Origin of the sequence: Bradyrhizobium sp. Cp5.3 (assembly GCF_000426265.1) — a bacterium.
Lineage (GTDB): Bacteria > Pseudomonadota > Alphaproteobacteria > Rhizobiales > Xanthobacteraceae > Bradyrhizobium > Bradyrhizobium neotropicale.
This window is the reverse complement of the sequence record NZ_AUFA01000001.1, coordinates 137,181-155,866: the sequence shown is the minus strand read 5'-3', so window position 1 is coordinate 155,866 and position 18,686 is coordinate 137,181. Positions and strand designations below refer to the sequence as shown.

The following is an 18,686-nucleotide window of genomic DNA, read 5'->3' as shown; positions in this document are numbered from 1 at the left end:
GCAGCCCTTTTTCGTGGGGCGCCAAGCGGAGCGGGAAGCGGTTTCCCGAGGCCGCAAAACACTTTATGGTGCCGGTGAGCTTGTGGCGAAAGAACTAGGAACATCATGAAATCAAAGGCTTAAGGTGCAAGCTTGGGCTTGGGCCGGCCTTTGGAGGGCGGTTTTGACTCGTTATATCTCGACCAGGGGCGAGGCCCCCGAACTCGGCTTCTGCGACGTGATGCTGACCGGGCTTGCCCGCGACGGCGGCCTCTACGTTCCGGTGACCTGGCCGCAACTCTCGGCTGCGACGATCGCGAGCTTCTTCGGCCGCCCCTATTGGGAGGTCGCGGTCGACGTCATCCGCCCCTTCACCGGCGGTGAGATTTCGGATGCCGAGCTCGGCCGCATGGCGAACGAGGCCTATGCCACCTTCCGCCATCCGGCGGTGGTGCCGTTGCGGCAGATGTCGCCGCACCAGTTCGTGCTGGAGCTGTTCCACGGTCCAACGCTCGCCTTCAAGGACGTCGCGATGCAGTTGATCTCGCGGCTGATGGATCACGTGCTCGCCAAGCGCGGCCAGCGCACCACCATCGTGGTCGCGACCTCAGGCGACACCGGCGGCGCGGCGGTCGAGGCGTTCGCGGGCCTTGAGAATGTCGATCTCATCGTGCTGTTCCCGCACGGGCGCATCTCCGAGGTGCAGCAGCGGATGATGACGACGACGGGGGCGGCCAACGTCCACGCGCTCGCCATCGAAGGCACGTTCGACGACTGCCAGGCGCTCGTGAAGGGGATGTTCAACAATCACCGCTTCCGCGATGCGACCGCACTGTCCGGCGTCAACTCCATCAATTGGGCGCGCATCGTCGCCCAGGTGGTCTACTACTTCACCTCCGCGGTTGCGGTCGGCGCGCCGGCGCGTGCGGTGGATTTCGTGGTGCCGACCGGCAATTTCGGCGACATCTTTGCCGGCTACGTTGCCAAGCGCATGGGCCTGCCGGTGCGGACCCTGCACATCGCCGCCAACGTCAACGACATCCTGGCGCGCACGCTCAAGACCGGGATCTACGAGGTGCGTGAGGTGCACGCCACGGCCTCGCCATCGATGGACATCCAGATCTCCTCGAATTTCGAGCGGCTGCTGTTCGAGGCGAGCCGGCGTGATGCGCCTGTCGTGCGCCGGCTGATGGACTCGCTAAAGCAGTCCGGGCGCTTCGTGCTGCCCGACGCCATGCTCGCGGCGATCCGCGAGGAGTTCGACGCCGGCCGTGCCGACGAGACCGAGACCGCAGCGGCGATCCGCGCCGCCTGGCGGGAAGCTGGCGAACTCGTCGATCCCCACACCGCGGTGGCGCTGGCGGTGGCCGACCGCGACACCACCGATACGACGGTGCCCGGCATCGTGCTCTCCACCGCGCATCCGGCCAAATTCCCCGATGCGGTGGAGGCGGCCTGCGGCCAGCGGCCGCAACTGCCGGCATGGCTGGATGGTCTGATGACCAAATCCGAACACATGAAGGTGATGAAGAACGACCAGAGCGAGGTGGAGCGGTTCGTGCTGTCGGTCAGCCGCGCCGCAAAACAGGGAGTAGCCGGATGAGCGTCGAGATCTCCAAGCTTGCATCCGGCCTCACCATCGTCACCGACAACATGCCTCACGTCGAGACCGCCGCGCTCGGCGTCTGGGCCGGCGTCGGCGGCCGCGACGAGAGGCCGAACGAGCATGGCATCTCGCATCTGCTCGAGCACATGGCATTCAAGGGCACGACGCGGCGCTCCTCGCGTGAAATCGTCGAGGAGATCGAGGCGGTCGGCGGCGACCTCAATGCCGGCACCTCGACCGAGACGACATCCTATTACGCGCGGGTGATGAAGGCCGACGTGCCGCTCGCGCTCGACGTGCTCGCCGACATCCTCGCCAATCCCGCCTTCGAGCCGGAAGAGCTCGAGCGCGAGAAGAACGTCATCGTGCAGGAGATCGGCGCCGCGCAGGACACGCCCGACGACGTCGTGTTCGAACATCTCAACGAGCTCTGCTATCCCGACCAGCCGATGGGCCGCTCGCTGCTCGGCACGGCGAAGACGTTGCGCGGCTTCAACCGCGACATGCTCCGTGGCTATCTCTCGACGCATTATCGCGGCCCCGACATGGTGGTGGCGGCCGCAGGCGCCGTCGATCACAGGCAGGTCGTCGCCGAGGTCGAGAACCGGTTTGCGAGCTTCGAGGCGGCGCCGGGCCCGAAGCCGCAGGCTGCGACCTTCGGCCAGGGCGGCGCCAAGGTGGTGCATCGCGAGCTCGAGCAGGCGCATCTGACGCTGGCGCTGGAAGGCGTGCCGCAGATCGAGCCGTCGCTGTTCTCGCTCCAGGTCTTCACCAACATCCTCGGCGGCGGAATGTCGTCGCGGCTGTTCCAGGAGGTGCGTGAGAAGCGCGGCCTCTGCTACTCGATCTACACCTTCCACGCGCCCTATAGCGATACCGGCTTCTTCGGACTCTACACCGGCACCGATCCCGCCGACGCGCCCGAGATGATGGAGGTCGTCGTCGACATCATGAACGAGTCGGTGGAGACGCTGACCGAAGCCGAGGTTGCGCGCGCCAAGGCGCAGATGAAGGCCGGCCTCCTGATGGCGCTGGAGAGCTGCAGCTCCCGGGCCGAGCAGCTCGCCCGGCACGTGCTCGCCTATGGGCGGCCGCAGACGGTGCAGGAGCTAGTGGCCCGGATCGACGCCGTCAGTGTCGAATCGACCCGCGACGCGGCGCGTGCGCTGCTTTCGCGCAGCCGACCTGCGGTGGTTGCATTGGGCAGCGGCAGGGGTCTGGACACGGCGGTGTCTTTTGCGGAAGGATTGACCCGGGCGCGCGCCAAGGCGCGGCTTCACTAGGAGCTGCGCAAGGGCTGACGCCCCCCGGAAGCATCACCATGGCTCTTTTTCGCCTGCCATCCAGTGGACCCGCCGCCCTCGCGCCACGCGGCAACGGGCTGTTGCTGCGCGCCCCGCAGATGTCGGACTTCCTGCAATGGGCACATCTGCGGGAGACCAGCCGCGACTATCTCACGCCCTGGGAGCCGATCTGGCCGTCGGACGATCTCACCCGGTCCGGCTTCCGCCGCCGCCTGCGCCGCTATGCCGAGGATATTGCCGCGGATCGCTCCTACCCCTTCCTGATCTTCCGCGAACTCGACAGCGCCATGGTCGGCGGCATCACGCTCGCCAATGTCCGGCGCGGCATCGTGCAGGCCGGCACCATCGGTTACTGGGTCGGCCAGCCCCATGCCCATCGTGGTTACATGACGGCGGCGCTGCGGGTGCTGCTCCCGACGCTGTTCGGCGAGCTCAACCTGCACCGGGTCGAAGCCGCCTGCATCCCCACCAACGCGCCGTCGATCCGGGTGCTGGAGAAATGCGGCTTCTCCCGGGAGGGGTTGGCGCGGCGCTATCTCTGCATCAACGGGGTCTGGCAGGACCATCTGCTGTTCGGCCTGCTGCACGAGGATTTCCGCGGCTGAACCTGATCCGTCCATGCAGCCAAAGTCTGGGCTTGGGCCGTCCTTCCTGCCTTGTTTCCTGCCTTGGGTTCGCCGATTTTGACGATATAACGCGCGGGTCAGCCGGCCATTCGCCGGAACCTTTTCATGGAGTACAGGCGTTCATGGTGAAGCAGCTTCGATCATCGCGAAATGCGTTGCGCCGGGGTCCGGTGATCGCGCTGGCGCTGTCGGTTGCGCTCGCTTCCGTCTCGCCGGTGGCGGCGCAGTCGCTTTCCGACCGCTTCAAGAGCCTGTTCGGGGGCAAGTCCGACGAGCCGGCCCAGACCAATCCGGCGCCTGCGCCGGGCCAGCCGCCGGCCGACGACGTCGATTGTCCCCAGGTCACGGTGCGCGCCGGCGCGTCCACCTACGCCGCCGCAGCCCCTGGCAAGCAGGCGATCGGCAATGACGTCCGCTTCCAGGCCACGGTCACCAAGATGGCGCGCGAATGCGTCCGCAACGGCGGCGAGATCACCGCGCGCATCGGCGTCCAGGGCCGCGTCATCGCGGGCCCTGCCGGCGCGCCGAGCTCGATCGAGGTCCCCTTGCGCGTCGCCGTGGTGCAGGGCGGCGTCGGCGAGAAGGTGATCGCCTCGAAGGCCTACCGGATCACGGTGTCGCTGCCGGAAGGCGGCAGCGTGCCCTTTACCTTCGTCGCCGAGGACCTGGTCTATCCGATGCCCTCGGCCGCGGTCGCCGATGCCTATGTCTTTTACGTCGGATTTGACCCGCAGGCGCTGGCGCCCGAGCCGAAGGCGCGCGGGAAGAAGAAGTAGGTCTCTCATGCCCCGGACGCGGTGCAACGCGTAGCGGTGCTCCGCAGAGCCGGGGCCTATCCATCGCGAGCCGATGGGTCCGGCTCTGCGTCGCGTCATTTCATGCCGCGCCGCGTCCGGGACACGAGAGCAGTTCACGCATCGCCAACAAAAAAGCCGGCGCTTTCGCGCCGGCTTTTTGATTGGTGAGGGCGGAAGCCGTTAGTTCAGCTTCTGCCGGACCTCGGTGATGCCCTTGGCGAGCAGGTCGTCGGCGACCTGGCCCTTGACCGACTGCGACAGGATGGTCGAAGCGGCCTGGACGGCGGCTTCCGCGGCCGCGGCGCGGACATCGGCCAGCGCCTGGGCCTCGGCGAGCGCGATCTTGCTCTCCGCGGTCTTGGTTCTGCGAGCGACGAAGTCTTCCATTTTCGCCTTGGCGTCGGACGCGATGCGCTCGGCTTCGGCCTTGGCGTTGGCGATGATGTCGGCTGCCTCGCGCTCGGCCGTGGCGCTGCGCGCCTTGTAGTCGGCAAGCACCTTGGCGGCCTCTTCCTTGAGACGCTGGGCGTCGTCCAGCTCGGCCTTGATGCGGGCGGCGCGATGATCGAGCGTCGTCAGCACGGTCTTGAAGATCCCGAGATAGCCGAAAATCACCATCAGGACCACGAAGGCGACGGCGACCCAAAACTCAGGTTCGAGGAACATATCGACTAACCTTTCAGGGACGCATCGACCGCGGCATTGACCGAGGCCGCGTCGGGCACGACGCCCGTGAGACGCTGCACGATCGTGCCGGCCGCATCGGCCGCGATGCCGCGGACGTTGCTCATGGCGGTCGCGCGGGTCGAGGCGATGGTCTTCTCCGCCCCGGCGAGCTTGGCCGCCAACTGCTCTTCCAGCGCCTTGCGCTCGGCTTCCGCCTGAGCGTTCAGCTTGTCGCGGGTCTCGTTGCCGATCGCCTGTGCCCGCGCGCGCGCCGAAGCGAGCTCGCTCTCATAGGCCTTCAGCGCCGCGTCGGACTGGTCCTTCAGCTTCTGCGCCTCGGCGAGGTCGCCCTCGATCTTGTTCTGACGCGCCTCGATCGCACCGCCGACGCGCGGCAGAGCGAGCTTGGACACGATCACATAAAGCACGACGAAGAAGATCGCGAGCGACACCAGCTGCGAAGCATAGGTGCTGCTCTCGAACGGCGGAAAGCCGCCACCGTGGTGACCACCGTCAGCCTCGGTGTGAGCGCCCGCCGCCGGACCTTTTGCGCCGCCATGACTCTCAGCCATGGAGATCTCCTGTTGCTGTCACGCGCGCCGTCCCAAAAGCATGGAACGGCGCGAAAAACGTCGTCCTCAGAGCGGAACGAACAGCAAGAGCAGCGCGATCAGCAGCGAGAAGATGCCGAGCGCTTCGGTCACGGCGAAGCCGAAGATCAGGTTGCCGAACTGGCCCTGAGCGGCCGACGGGTTGCGAACGGCTGCGGCGAGGTAGTTTCCGAAGATCACGCCCACGCCGACGCCCGCACCGCCCATGCCGATGCACGCGATGCCCGCGCCGATAAGTTTTGCTGCTGCCGGATCCATTTTAGACTCCTTGGAAGAAAGATTGGGTTGTGGGTGGAAACTCCCCCGGACCGCTCAGTGTCCGGGATGAAGGGCGTCGTTGAGGTAGATGCAGGTCAGGATCGCGAACACGTAGGCCTGGAGGAACGCGACCAGGAGCTCCAGCGCGGTCAGCGCGACCGTGAGGGCCAGCGGCATCACGCCGCCGATCCAGCCGACGGCGCCGAGCGAGACGCCGAGCATGGCGACGAAGCCCGCGAACACCTTCAGCGCGATGTGGCCGGCCAGCATGTTGGCGAACAGACGAACGCTGTGCGAGACCGGCCGCAGGAAAAACGACAGGATCTCGATGAACATGACCAGCGGCAGGATGTAGCCGGGGACGCCGTGGGGAACGAAAATCTTGAAGAATTTCAGGCCGTTCTTGTAGACGCCGTAGATCAGGACGGTGAAGAAGACCAGAAGCGCGAGCGCGGCGGTGACGATCAGATGGCTCGAGACCGTGAAGGTGTAGGGGATGATGCCTACGAGGTTCGAGACGCAGATGAACATGAACAGCGAGAAGATCAGCGGGAAGAACTTCATGCCTTCCGCGCCGGCGTTGCTGCGGATCATGGTGGCGACGAATTCGTAGGAAATCTCGGCGATCGACTGCAGGCGGCCGGGAACGAGCTGCGTGCCGCTGGCGAGCATCAGGATCGAGATCACCGCTACCGCCACCAGCATGTAGAGCGACGAATTGGTGAAGGCGATCGTGTGATTGCCGATATGGCCGATCGTGAAGAGAGGCTCGATGTTGAACTGATGGATCGGGTCGATTGTCATCCGCGCGGCATCTCTCGGTCTGCCGGGCTAGCCGGCTGGTCTCGGTCTGCCGGCCGGGCCGGCCCGCACCGGCGAGGCCGGCGCGATCAATTCCTCAGGCCGGGCTACGAACCACCGCGTCTGTTTTGACCCGCGCCCGCCGACCTCACCACATTCACCACGCCGGCCACGAAGCCCAGCAGCGTGAACGCGATAAATCCGAAAGGCGACGTCGACAGCAAGCGGTCGAACCCCCAGCCAATCCCCGCTCCGACAATGACACCGGCGATCAACTCGGAGGATAACCGAAAACCAAGCGCCATCGCCGAGGCTCTGGCCGCTCCGTCTCCACCGTCACCTGCGGGTTGCTCGGTCTTGCTCTTGCGGTCGCGAATTTCGGACAACCGCCGATTAAGACTTCCGAGCCGTTCGGAAAGCGCAGCTTCCTCGGGCGATCTATCGCCATTTCCATTCTCGCCGTGTCCCGTGCCCTGTGTCATGCAACGAAGACCCGAAACGCCGCGGCTGAATGGAAATTACGCCCAACACCCTCAAAAGCCGCGCGGACCATACTGATGGCACATAATCAAGTCAAGCCAAGTCACGATTGCGTCTTGTTCTGCTATGGTATTGATTTGGCTGATGATATTGCCGCGCGCGTCAGCGCTGCACACAGCGTGACGCCGCACCGCAGCAGCTCTCCGCGCGATCCGCCGACACGGCTTGAGGTTCAGCCGCCATTTCCAGGATCAAACCGGCCGCCGCGATCGTTGATGTCGCAGGCGGGTTTTCCACGGGAAGCCGTGCGGCGTCGTCCGGGCGGGTGTAGGATTGCAGCTATCCACAGGCGCGTCGTGGCGGAGCAGCGCAATGAAACCAGCAGCGACGTCATTGTTGAGGTCATGGTCCTTGAAATGGTCTTTGGCGGCGGCCGTCACACTGCTCGCGATCGGCGGCGGCGGGGTGGTGGCGCAATCCGCGCCCGACACTGAAAACGGCCGCTACACAATGACGCCGATTCCCGAGGGCGTGCTTCGGCTCGACACCCGCACCGGCACGGTCTCGACATGCACCAAGAATGATGCCGGCTGGGCCTGCTATGCGGTGCCTGACGAACGTTCCGCGCTCGACGCCGAAATCGGCCGCCTGCAGGCCGAGGTCGAGAAGTTGAAGGCTGACCTCGCGGCCGGGCCGACCGTGTCGGGCAAGGTCGAGGAGGCTCTGCCGAAATCCGATCAGTTGAAGAAGGGGCCGCCGAAGGTCGCCGAAGGCGACCGCAGGATCGAGATCCCGCTGCCCAGCGACCAGGACGTGGATCGCGTGATGTCGTTCCTCGAGCGGACATGGCGGCGGCTGATCGAGATGGCCAACCGGGTGCAGAAGGACGTGTCGGGGAAGATTTGACGCGGAGCATTCGCGAACGGATGGCTCGCAAACGCGTTCTTCGTAGGGTGGGCAAAGGCGTCCTTGCGCCGTGCCCACCACCTTTTTCACGATTGCGGCAGAAGAGGTGGGCACGGCGCTGACGCGCCTTTGCCCACCCTACAAGAGCGTTCGAGACAACGAGACCCTTTATGACATCGACTACGCGATCAGCGCCATCAACGGCGCAGGCCACCACCATCACCTCGTCGCTGCTCACGGTGCAGACGCAAGGTCGCGGCTTCACCGATCTCACCGGTGAAGCTGCGAAGTTCATCGCGGAGGCCGGCGCCGGGACCGGCGCGTTGACGCTGTTCATCCGTCACACCTCGGCCTCGCTGACGATCCAGGAAAACGCCGACCCTTCCGTTCTGGTCGATCTCACCACCGCGCTGGCGCGGCTCGCGCCGGAGGATGCGCCCTGGACGCATGATGCCGAAGGGCCCGACGACATGCCCGGGCACGTCAAGACGATGCTGACGCAGACCTCGCTCAACGTGCCGGTCCTGAACGGCAGGCTCGCACTTGGCACGTGGCAGGCGATCTATCTCATCGAGCACCGCAGGCGCCCGCACCAGCGCGAGGTCGTGCTGCAGTTCATTGGCGGCAATCGGTAGCCGCCCAAAACAAAACCGGCCGCGGGATCCGCGGCCGGCTTGTATTTGGCAGGGATCGGCCCGTCCGATCAGGTCGCCTTGATATCGACGTCCTTCGTCTCGGGCAGGAACAGGAAGCCGACCACCGCGGTGATCACCGCGAACACGATCGGGTACCAGAGGCCGGCATAGATGTCGCCGGTCGAGGCCACGATCGCGAACGCGGTCGCGGGCAGGAGGCCGCCGAACCAGCCGTTACCGATGTGATAGGGCAGCGACATCGAGGTGTAGCGGATGCGGGTCGGGAACAGCTCGACAAGCATCGCCGCGATCGGCCCGTACACCATGGTGACGAAGATCACCAGGATGAAGAGCAAGCCGATGATCGCAGCCACCTGCGGACGGAAGATGTCGAACGGGTTCGACATCTTCACGATGCCGGCGTCGCCCGCCTTAGGATAGCCGGCCGCCTGCACCGCGGCGAGGACCGCCGGGTTGCCGTCCTTGGCGTTCGCGTAGGGCACTTCCTTGCCATTGACGACGACCTTGACCCCCGAGCCTGCCGGGGCGGGGGCCGTCGTGTACCTGACCGACGACTGTGACAGGAAGGCGCGCACGATGTCGCAAGGTGCACTGAAGATGCGGGTGCCGACCGGATTGAACAGATCGCCGCAGGTCAGGGGATCGGCCACCACCTCGACCTTCGTCGATTCGATCGCCTTCTCCAGCGCCGGGTTGGCGTTGGTGGTGATCATCTTGAAGATCGGGAAGAAGGTCAGCGCCGCGATCAGGCAGCCGCCGAGGATGATCGGCTTGCGGCCGATCCTGTCGGAGAGCGCGCCGAACACGATGAAGAAGCCGGTGCCGAACAGCAGCGACCAGGCGATCAACAGGTTGGCGGTGTAGCCGTCGACCTTGAGGATCGATTGCAGGAAGAACAGCGCATAGAACTGGCCGGTGTACCAGACCACGCCCTGGCCCATGGTGCCACCGAGTAAAGCGAGCAGGACGAGCTTGCCGTTCTGCCAGTTCGCGAAGGCCTCCGTCAGCGGCGCCTTCGAGCTCTTCCCCTCGTCCTTCATCTTCTGGAAGATCGGCGATTCATTGAGCCGCAGCCGGATCCAGACCGAGATGCCGAGCAGCAGCACCGAGACCAGGAACGGGATGCGCCAGCCCCACTTCGCGAAGTCGGCTTCGCCCGTCGCGGTGCGGGTGAACAGGATCACCAGCAGCGACAGGAACAGGCCGAGCGTGGCAGTGGTCTGGATGAAGGAGGTGTAGTAGCCGCGCCTGCCGTTCGGGGCATGCTCGGCAACGTAGGTCGCCGCACCGCCATATTCGCCGCCGAGTGCCAGACCCTGGGCGAGGCGCAGCGCGATCAGGATGATCGGGGCCGCGATGCCGATGGTTGCCGCGTTCGGCAGCAGGCCGACGATGAAGGTCGACATACCCATGATGAGGATGGTGACGAGGAAGGTGTATTTGCGGCCGACGATGTCGCCGACGCGCCCGAACACGATCGCGCCGAACGGACGCACCAGGAAGCCGGCCGCGAAGGCGAGCAGCGCGAAGATGTCGCGGGTGGCGGGCGGATAATCCGAGAAGAACTGCGCGCCGATGATGCCGGCCAGCGAGCCGTAGAGGTAGAAATCGTACCACTCGAAGACGGTACCGAGCGAAGAGGCGAGAATGACGAACCGTTCGTCCTTCGTCATACCCCCCGCGCGTGCCTGAGACACAGCAACTGTCGACATATTGGGTCGCTCCCCGAAATGCGTTTCCTCGCGTCCCGGGTTGTCCGGACGAGCCGGATCAACCTGGGTCTTGCGGTGAAGGTAACATCGGCGTGAAACTCGCCCCAATACGACTTTCGGCCTTGCGCACTGACATTGGCCTGACGCCGCGGGTACCCGGGGCCACGCTTTGCGGATTAACCCCTTTGCAGCAAAGGGATAATGTGTACTTGCATGCCACGGCCGGCCGGGAAAGAATTGACCGAGGCGCGGGTCCAGCTAACCGGCCCGTCGAACCACAGAAGAGATCGATGAACGCTCCCTCCACCCATCTCGTCATCGCCGATGATCATCCCCTGTTCCGCGACGCGCTACGGCAGGCCGTGGCGGGCGTCCTGACCTCGGCCAAGATCGACGAGGCGGGATCGTTCGAGGATCTGACGAAACTCCTGGAGCAGACCCCCGACTTCGACCTGATCCTGCTCGACCTCTCGATGCCCGGGATCTCGGGCTTTTCCGGCCTGATCTATCTGCGAGCGCAATATCCTGCGATCCCGGTGGTGATCGTCTCGGCTTCTGACGACAGCGCCACCATCCGCCGCTCGCTCGATTTCGGCGCCTCCGGCTTCATCCCCAAGCGCTTCGGCGTCGAGACGCTGCGCGACGCCATCCTCAAGATCATGGACGGCGACGTCTGGGTTCCCGCCGACACCGACCTGTCGGCCGTGGCCGATCCCGACATGACCCGCCTGCGCGACCGCCTGGTGACGCTGACCCCGCAGCAGGTGCGGGTCCTGATGATGCTGTCGGAAGGGCTGCTCAACAAGCAAATCGCCTACGAGCTCGGTGTCTCCGAGGCGACCATCAAGGCGCATGTCTCTGCGATCCTGCAAAAGCTCGGCGTCGAGAGCCGCACGCAGGCCGTGATCGCCGCCGCCAAGATCGCCGGCGGCCAGTGGAAACAGGGCTCGCCGACGGGGTAAGAGCCGTTCGCTGCTATTAGACCGTCATCCCCGCGCAATGGCGAAGCCATTGTCGCTGGAGGTGCCGGAGCGTAGCGGAGGCCTCGAAGGATGACGGGACGCGTGAAAGCACGTCCTGCTTCCGTTCCGCCGCTCACTCCGCCGCTGCCACCATCTGCTGCGTGCGCCACTGCCCGAGCAAAGCGCGGAGCGAGGCGGGCTTTACCGGCTTGTTCAGCACCGCGATGTTTTCCTCGCGCGCGGCGACCTGCACGGCAGGACTGCGGTCGGCGGTGATCAGGATCGCGGGAATGCTGTCGCCGAAGCGGCGGCGGATGTCGCGGATGGCGGCGATACCGTTGCCGCGGTCGAGATGGTAGTCGACGAGGAGGCCGGTGACGCGGCGGCCGGCGACCTCGATCGCCGCGATCGCGGCTTCCGGATCGGCCACCGCGATGACCTCGGCGTCCCAGGCCTTCAGCAGCGTGCGCATGCCGTCGAGGATCGCCGCATCGTTCTCGATGCAGACGATCAGCGCGCCCGCGATCGGCGTGCGCGCCAGCGGCGTCGCGCTGGTGACCGCAGCGGTGTGGGTCACCGCCTTTGCCGTCGGCACGGTCACGGAGAATACCGAGCCGCCGCTGGCATTGGCGTCGATCGCGATGCCGTGCTTGAGCACGCGCGCCAGCCGCTCGACGATCGACAGCCCGAGCCCCAGGCCGCGCGCAATTCGCGCACCCTGCTCGAGGCGGTGGAATTCCTTGAAGATCTCGCCGCGCTTGACGGCGGGGATGCCGACGCCGGTGTCGTAGACACAGATCTTGAGCGATTCGCCGCGGCGGCGGCAGCCGACCAGCACGCGGCCGCGCGGGGTGTATTTGATCGCATTGGAGATCAGGTTCTGAAGCAACCGCCGCAGCAGAAGCCTGTCCGACTTCACCGGCAGCGAGCAGGGCACGAAGACAAGCTCGAGGCCCTTGGCGCGCGCGATCGGAGCGAACTCGATCTCCAGCGAGCGCATCAGATCGGCCATCCTGAAGCTCGAGATCGAGGTCGTCATCGCGCCGGCATCGAGCCGCGAGATGTCGAGCAGCGCGCCGAGGATCTCCTCGATCGCCTGCAGCGACTCGTCGATGTTCTCGACCAGCCGCGTCTCCTCGCCACTGTGCTGGCGCTCGACGAGGCTCGTGACATAAAGCCGTGCCGCGTTCAGCGGTTGGAGAATGTCGTGGCTGGCGGCGGCGAGGAATCGCGTCTTGGAGATGTTGGCGTCTTCCGCCGTGCTCTTGGCGAGCGCCAGCTCCGAGTTCAGCAGCGTCAGCTCCTCGGTGCGGTCGCGCACGCGCTTCTCCAGCGTCGCATTGGCGCGCTCCAGCGCTTCGGCCGCTTCGAAGGTCGGCGTGACGTCGGTGAAGGTGATGACGAAGCCGCCGCCGGGCATGCGGTTGGTCAGCACCTCGATCACCATGTGCCGGTCCGGCAGGCGCTCCAGATAGGGCTCGCTGTCGGTGGTGTAGGCCGCGAGGCGTACCTCCAGCAGGGTTTCGCGCTCGGCCGGGTCGGTGGGATTGCTCGCTCCCATGAATTCCAGGATCTCGCGCAAAGGCGTACCGAACTGGATGAAATGCGGCGGCACGTTGAGGAGATCGCCGAACTGGCGGTTGGAGCAGATCAGCTGCAGGTCGGCGTCGAACACCGCGATGCCCTGGCGCACATGGTTGAGCGCGGTCTGCAGGACCTCGCGGTTGAAATGCAGCGCTGCATGGGAATCATCGAGCAGTTTCAGCGCGGCCTTCGCCGAGACCGTCCGCTTGCGCAGCAAGAGCGACATCACGAGCCGCGAGGAGGCCGCGCCAATCGAGGAGGCAATCAAATGCTCGGCGTGCTGCAACAGCTCGAAATCGGCGGGCGCGCCGGGCTCCAGCCGCATGTTGCGCCGGGCCGCGAAGGCCTCGAAGGAGTGCCGCGCGCGGTCGGGGCCGAGATATTGCGCGACCGTGCTCTGGATGTCCTGCACCGTGATCGTGGTGCGCCAGCGGCGGAAGTTCGGGGCGATCGGCGCAAGCGTGTTCGGCACGAACAGGTCGGCCTGGACAAGCTCGATCGAGGTCGGCTGCCGTGCCAGCGACAGAGCGACATAGGTGAGGATGTTGAGCGACAGCGACCAGGCGACACCGTGCAGCAGCGGCGGGAGGTCGGCACCGAACAGTGCCTGCGGCCGCAGCGCCTCGATGCCGAACGGGCCGTGCTGCAGCAGCAGGATGCCTGACGTCGAGGAGTCCATGAAGCTCGGCAGGAACAGCGTGTAGACCCACACCGCGAATCCGACCAGCATGCCGCCGATCGCGCCGCGCGCGGTCGCGCGCCGCCAGAGCAGCCCGCCGAAGAAGCTGGGTGCGAGTTGGGCGATGGCGGCGAAGGAGAGCAGGCCGATCGCCGCGAGCTGGGTGTTGCCGAGCGCGCGATAGTAGAAATAGGCCATCACCATGATGGCGAAGATCGCAAGCCGCCGCGAGCGCAGCAGGAAGTCGCTGAAATCGGCCCCGCCGGTGCGCCCCTCGGGCCGGCGCTGCAGCACCAGCGGCACCACGAGGTCGTTCGAGACCATGATCGAGAGCGCGACGCATTCGACGATGACCATCGCGGTTGCCGCCGACAGGCCGCCGACGAAGATCGCGACGCTGAGCAGCTCCGCGCCGCCCTCCATCGGCAACGCCAGCACATACATGTCGGGATCGACGGCGCCGAACGGGAAGCTGACGAGGCCGGCGAGGGCGATCGGGATCACGAACAAATTGATGGCGACGAGATAGAGCGGGAACAGCCAGCGCGCGCGGCCGACCTCGGCATCGGACGAATTCTCCACCACGCTGACGTGGAACTGGCGCGGCAGCAGCATGATCGCGCAGAACGACAGCAGCGTCATGGTGAGGAAGTTGCCGATCGACGGCGAATAGTTGATCGTGCGCACCGCCTCCGGCGTCTTCATGGCGCGCTCGACCAGCTCGTGCGGCGAGAACATCCAGAACGTGACGAAGATGCCGGCAGCGAGGAAGGCGACCAGCTTGACGATGGATTCGGTCGCGATCGCGAGCATCAGGCCGTGCTGGTGCTCGGTCGCGTCGGTCTGCCGCGTGCCGAACAGCACGGCGAAGGCCGCCATCGCCAGCGTCACCATCAGCGCCATGTCGCCGAGGATCGGGATGTGGGAGAAGGCCTGGTCCTCGCTCAAGATCGTCTCCAGCGAGGAGGCCACTGCCTTGAGCTGGAGCGCGATGTAGGGCACCGAGCCGATGATCGCGATCAGCGCCACGGTCGCGGCCACCGCCTGGCTCTTGCCGTAGCGCGCGCCGATGAAGTCGGCGGTCGAGGTGATGTTGTGGGTTTTGGCGAGCTGGATCACGCGGCGCAGCACGCCGGTGCCGAGCCCGATCATCAGGACAGGGCCGACATAGATCGCGAGGAAGTCGGTCGAGGTGCGGGTGGCGAAGCCGACCGAGCCGAAGAAGGTCCAGGAGGTGCAGTAGATCGCCAGCGACAGCGGATAGATCAGCCCGGAGGCACGGCCGGGCTTGGCCGGCGAGCGGCGGTCGCCGTGGCTCGCCACCAGGAACAGGAAGCCGATGTAGCCGAAGGCGGCAACGATCACGCCCCAGTCGTGCAGCATGGCGAGCGCGCTCTCCCTGGGCGCGAAACCTCGCGCCCGATCTCATTTTCCGAGCAAATTTAGCGCGTTAAGCCGCCGCAAGCGACAGCGATTTTCCCGGGGCGTTTAGGAACTATCATCGAGGTTAAGCCGCTGGCGCGCTGCCGTGTGCGCGAGGGCGGCCTTGGGAATACTGAGCGAGTCCCCGTGTGGCACCCCCCTCCCTGACCCTCCCCCGCAAGGGGGGAGGGAACGGAAAGAGCGGAGTGCGAGGCTAGATGAGCGCGCCGTGTACTTTGCCTGATTCCGCAAGCAACACTGTGCTCCCTCCCCCCTTGCGGGGGAGGGCTGGGGAGGGGGGGTAGCCCCGGGGACGGTGCGCGTTGGATTGGAGAAAGACGAGCGCCCTACTCCGCGGCCAGCGACTTCTCGCGGAGCGGCAGGCCGAGGCGGTCCCAGACTTGCAGCAGGGCTTCGGCGAGCTGATCGATCAGGCCGTCGTCGTGATAGGGCGAGGGCGTGATGCGCAGCCGCTCGGTGCCCTTGGCGACGGTCGGATAGTTGATCGGCTGGATGTAGATGCCGTGGTTTTCCAGCAGCAGGTCGGAGGCCTGCTTGCACTTCTCGGGATCGCCGACGAACAGCGGCACGATGTGGGTGTCGCTCGACATCACCGGCAGGCCGGCGGCGTTGAGGATCGCCTTGACGCGGGCGGCGCGGTCCTGGTGGCGCTCGCGCTCCCAGTTCGAGGTCTTCAGATGCTTGATCGCGGCGGTCGCGGCCGAGCAGATCGCCGGCGGCAGCGCGGTGGTGAAGATGAAGCCCGGCGCGTAGGAGCGCACGGCGTCGATGATCTGGCCGTTGGCGGCGATGTAGCCGCCGAGGCAGCCGAACGCTTTCGCCAGCGTGCCTTCGAGGATGTCGATGCGATGCATCACGCCGTCACGCTCGGCGATGCCGCCGCCGCGCGGGCCGTACATGCCGACCGCGTGGACCTCGTCGACATAGGTCATCGCGCCATACTTCTCGGCGAGATCGCAGATTTTTGCGAGCGGAGCCACGTCGCCGTCCATGGAATAGAGGCTCTCGCAGGCGATCAGCTTCGGCCGGTTCGGACCGGCGGCCTTCAACAGCTCTTCGAGATCGGCGAGATCGTTGTGGCGGAACACGATCCGCTCGCAGCCGGACTGGCGGATGCCCTCGATCATCGAATTGTGGTTGAGCTCGTCCGACAAGATCAGGCAGTTCGGAATGAGCTTGGCGATGGTTGCAATGCCGGTCTGGTTCGAGACGTAGCCGGAGGTGAACAGCAGCGCGGCTTCCTTGCCGTGGAGATCGGCGAGCTCGGCCTCGAGCTGCACCAGCGGATGGTGCGTGCCGGCGATGTTGCGCGTTCCCCCGGCGCCGGTGCCGACGCGGGTCGCGGTCTCGACCATGGCGCCCACGACCTTCGGGTGCTGGCCCATTCCGAGATAATCGTTGGAGCACCAGATCACGACGTCGCGCTTGCCCTTCGGCGAGTGCCAGACCGCATGCGGGAACCGGCCGGCCATGCGCTCGAGGTCGGCGAAAACGCGGTAGCGGCGCTCGGTGTGGAGACGATCGAGGGCGGAATTGAAGAAGTGGTTATAATCCATCGACAGACCTGCAGCGGAACCCGGCCAATGCGGCCGCTCATTTTTAGAGCTTTTCCAGCTCCAATGTCCATGTGCCGGCCCACATTTCGGGCGCGGCGACCGGGCAAATTGATAATAGCCGGCCAGCCGTAATTGTTGATTTGGATCAACCGGCTAGCGCAGGCCTGCCGCGCCTGAGGCCGGATCGAACAGGCGACGGCGTCGCCAAGCCTGGCATGGACATTTTGTCCATGGCGCCCATCCGTTCATGATTGCCCGAGCGGGCTGAGCCGCCGCGATCCCTCTTTCAAGCGGGATCAGGCGTCAGCTCCAGATATTCCATGCGAAAGGATGGCCCATGAAGCGCGTATTGATCCTCAACGGTCCCAATCTGAATCTCCTGGGTATCCGTGAGCCGCATATCTACGGCACGACGACGCTCGACCAGATCAGGGCGAACTGCGAGGAGAATGCCGCAAAGCTCGGGCTTTCCGTCGCCTTCCACCAGTCCAACCACGAGGGTGTCATCGTCGACCTGATCCAGTCGGCGCGGCAGGATGCGGATGCCATCATCATCAATCCGGCCGGCTTCTCCTTCACATCGGTCGCGATCATGGACGCGATCAAGGTGTTCGACGGCCCGGTGCTGGAGGTCCACATCTCCAACATCCACGCCCGGGACGAATATCACCGCCACTCGAAGATCTCGTTCGTGGCGACGGGCGTGATCTGCGGGCTGGGGCCTTATGGCTACATTGCGGCGATGCACGCGATTGCGAACATGAAGTGAGCTGTGGCCGCGGCGGAGGTCTGCTCCCTCGCCCCGCTTGCGGGGAGAGGGTCGGGGTGAGGGGGACTCTCCACGGGGGCGGTGATAGTGGGATTCGTGGAGAGTCCCCCTCACCCGGATTGCATCTCCGATGCAATCCGGCCTCTCCCCGCAAGCGGGGAGAGGCGAAGCAGCGTTCACGTCGTCCTGAACTGGAGCACGCCGTCCTGCGTCTCGGCCGTCAGCCGGCCCTCGACCAGCATGTAATTGACGTGGGCGACCAGTTCGCCGGAGGCAAAGCCCATCTGGTGTTCGTCCAGCACGTGCTTGTTGAACACCACGGGCACCAACTCCCGCGAGGTCTTCGGCACCTCGCGGCAGGCATCCGCGATCAGCCGGCAGCGCTCCTCGTGGTGATCGGCGAGCTGCTTGATGCGGGTCTTCAGGCCGTAGAATGGCACGCCGTGGCCGGGCAGCACCAGCACGTCATAGGGCAGGGTGGTGGTGAGGCTCGCCAGCGAGGCCAGATATTCGCCGAGCGAGTTCTGGTCGGGCTCGACCGCCCAGACGCTGACGTTCGGCGAGATCTTGCTCAGCACCTGGTCGGCGGACAGGAACAGCTTGTCGTCGGCGCAATAGAGCATCACCTGGTCGAGCGCGTGCCCGCCGCCGGTGATCACCTTGAACCGGCGGGTGCCGATCACGACCTCGTCGCCATGCGAGATGCGGCGATAGGATGGTGGCAGCACCGAGACGCGCTTGAGATAATCCTGGCCGCGGCCGAGCAGTTTTTCGGTGAGCGACTCGTCCATGCCGTGACGGCGGAAGAACAGCCGCTGCGCGTTGCGCCGCTCCTCGGTGCCGCGGTTCTGGTGATAAACCGATTGGAGATATTCGACCTGCGACATCACCAGCGGGCAGTTGAACCGCTCGACGATCCAGCCCGCGAGCCCGACATGATCAGGGTGCGAATGAGTGACGATGAGCCGGGTGATGTTGACGCTCTTCAGCGGACCCTCGAACAGTTTCGTCCAGGCCTCGATCGTCTCTTCGTTGCCGAAGCCGGTATCCACCATGGCGTAACCGTCGCCGTCGGCGAGCAGGTAGATGTTCACGTGGTTGAGGCGGAACGGCAGTGTCAGCCGCACCCACAACACACCGGATCGCACCTCCACGACCTCTTCGGGGCCGGGATGCTGTTCCCAGGGATAACGCAGCGCCTCGGCCGAGGACTGCACGCTGTCGGTCTTCGTATGCATGCTACCGGCTTAAACCCACCGGGGACGCCGCGCCAGCCGAAAAAGGGCACTGG

17 protein-coding genes are annotated in these 18,686 nt (G+C 65.5%); 8 read left to right on the top strand and 9 right to left on the bottom strand.

Annotation, left to right across the window (positions count from 1 at the left end; translation table 11 throughout):
• Positions 1–163: 163 nt before the first annotated feature.
• From thrC to K289_RS0100700, 4 genes are all read left to right on the top strand, one after another.
• Positions 164–1,582, top strand: coding sequence for a threonine synthase (gene thrC / locus K289_RS0100715; RefSeq protein WP_027549680.1), 1,419 nt, complete (start codon positions 164–166; stop codon positions 1,580–1,582).
• Positions 1,579–2,868 carry a pitrilysin family protein gene (locus K289_RS0100710; protein WP_027549679.1) on the top strand — a complete coding sequence of 430 codons (1,290 nt, stop codon included), beginning with the start codon at positions 1,579–1,581 and terminating at the stop codon, positions 2,866–2,868. The genes thrC and K289_RS0100710 overlap by 4 nt, the downstream gene beginning before the upstream one ends.
• 38 nt (positions 2,869–2,906) lie before the next feature.
• On the top strand, positions 2,907–3,494 hold the full coding sequence (locus tag K289_RS0100705) for a GNAT family N-acetyltransferase (protein ID WP_027549678.1): 588 nt from the start codon (positions 2,907–2,909) through the stop codon (positions 3,492–3,494).
• 143 nt (positions 3,495–3,637) lie between these two features.
• Entirely contained in the window at positions 3,638–4,291 is a 654-nt protein-coding gene (locus K289_RS0100700) for a hypothetical protein (protein ID WP_027549677.1), read from the top strand.
• A gap of 201 nt (positions 4,292–4,492) precedes the next feature.
• On the opposite strand, the gene K289_RS0100695 is transcribed toward K289_RS0100700, so the two are convergent.
• The 5 genes from K289_RS0100695 to K289_RS0100675 all read right to left on the bottom strand — a co-directional run bounded on the left by K289_RS0100695 (position 4,493) and on the right by K289_RS0100675 (position 7,130).
• Positions 4,493–4,978: an ATP F0F1 synthase subunit B gene (locus K289_RS0100695; RefSeq protein ID WP_027549676.1), complete on the bottom strand. Its 486-nt coding sequence runs from the start codon at positions 4,976–4,978 to the stop codon at positions 4,493–4,495.
• Positions 4,979–4,983: 5 nt separating this feature from the next.
• Complete coding sequence (locus K289_RS0100690; RefSeq protein ID WP_027549675.1) at positions 4,984–5,550, bottom strand: F0F1 ATP synthase subunit B; 567 nt, start codon at positions 5,548–5,550, stop codon at positions 4,984–4,986.
• Positions 5,551–5,616: 66 nt separating this feature from the next.
• A complete protein-coding gene (locus K289_RS0100685) occupies positions 5,617–5,847 on the bottom strand; it encodes a F0F1 ATP synthase subunit C (RefSeq protein ID WP_007599451.1) in 231 nt (76 codons plus the stop codon).
• A gap of 54 nt (positions 5,848–5,901) precedes the next feature.
• Positions 5,902–6,651, bottom strand: coding sequence for a F0F1 ATP synthase subunit A (locus tag K289_RS0100680; RefSeq protein ID WP_027549674.1), 750 nt, complete (start codon positions 6,649–6,651; stop codon positions 5,902–5,904).
• Positions 6,652–6,755: 104 nt separating this feature from the next.
• Entirely contained in the window at positions 6,756–7,130 is a 375-nt protein-coding gene (locus tag K289_RS0100675; RefSeq protein WP_027549673.1) for an AtpZ/AtpI family protein, read from the bottom strand.
• A gap of 370 nt (positions 7,131–7,500) precedes the next feature.
• Between K289_RS0100675 and K289_RS0100670 the strand changes: the two genes are divergently transcribed.
• Together K289_RS0100670 and K289_RS0100665 are read left to right on the top strand one after the other, a co-directional pair.
• Positions 7,501–8,034: a hypothetical protein gene (locus K289_RS0100670; protein WP_027549672.1), complete on the top strand. Its 534-nt coding sequence runs from the start codon at positions 7,501–7,503 to the stop codon at positions 8,032–8,034.
• A 170-nt stretch (positions 8,035–8,204) separates the two neighbouring features.
• Positions 8,205–8,669, top strand: a complete 465-nt coding sequence (locus K289_RS0100665; protein WP_027549671.1) for a secondary thiamine-phosphate synthase enzyme YjbQ — start codon at positions 8,205–8,207, stop codon at positions 8,667–8,669.
• Positions 8,670–8,737: 68 nt separating this feature from the next.
• Here K289_RS0100665 and K289_RS0100660 read toward each other — a convergent pair whose 3' ends face one another.
• Positions 8,738–10,363: an MFS transporter gene (locus K289_RS0100660; RefSeq protein WP_198024647.1), complete on the bottom strand. Its 1,626-nt coding sequence runs from the start codon at positions 10,361–10,363 to the stop codon at positions 8,738–8,740.
• A 329-nt stretch (positions 10,364–10,692) separates the two neighbouring features.
• Between K289_RS0100660 and K289_RS0100655 the strand changes: the two genes are divergently transcribed.
• Entirely contained in the window at positions 10,693–11,364 is a 672-nt protein-coding gene (locus K289_RS0100655; RefSeq protein ID WP_027549669.1) for a response regulator transcription factor, read from the top strand.
• Between the two features lie 133 nt (positions 11,365–11,497).
• On the opposite strand, the gene K289_RS0100650 is transcribed toward K289_RS0100655, so the two are convergent.
• Complete coding sequence (locus tag K289_RS0100650) at positions 11,498–15,010, bottom strand: PAS domain-containing hybrid sensor histidine kinase/response regulator (RefSeq protein ID WP_027549668.1); 3,513 nt, start codon at positions 15,008–15,010, stop codon at positions 11,498–11,500.
• A 386-nt stretch (positions 15,011–15,396) separates the two neighbouring features.
• A complete protein-coding gene (gene hemA / locus K289_RS0100645; RefSeq protein ID WP_027549667.1) occupies positions 15,397–16,626 on the bottom strand; it encodes a 5-aminolevulinate synthase in 1,230 nt (409 codons plus the stop codon).
• A gap of 337 nt (positions 16,627–16,963) precedes the next feature.
• Here hemA and aroQ point away from each other — a divergent pair, with 337 nt between their 5' ends.
• Positions 16,964–17,395 carry a type II 3-dehydroquinate dehydratase gene (gene aroQ, locus K289_RS0100640; RefSeq protein ID WP_027549666.1) on the top strand — a complete coding sequence of 144 codons (432 nt, stop codon included), beginning with the start codon at positions 16,964–16,966 and terminating at the stop codon, positions 17,393–17,395.
• A gap of 176 nt (positions 17,396–17,571) precedes the next feature.
• On the opposite strand, the gene K289_RS0100635 is transcribed toward aroQ, so the two are convergent.
• On the bottom strand, positions 17,572–18,633 hold the full coding sequence (locus K289_RS0100635; RefSeq protein ID WP_027549665.1) for an MBL fold metallo-hydrolase: 1,062 nt from the start codon (positions 18,631–18,633) through the stop codon (positions 17,572–17,574).
• Between the last annotated feature and the right edge of the window lie 53 nt (positions 18,634–18,686).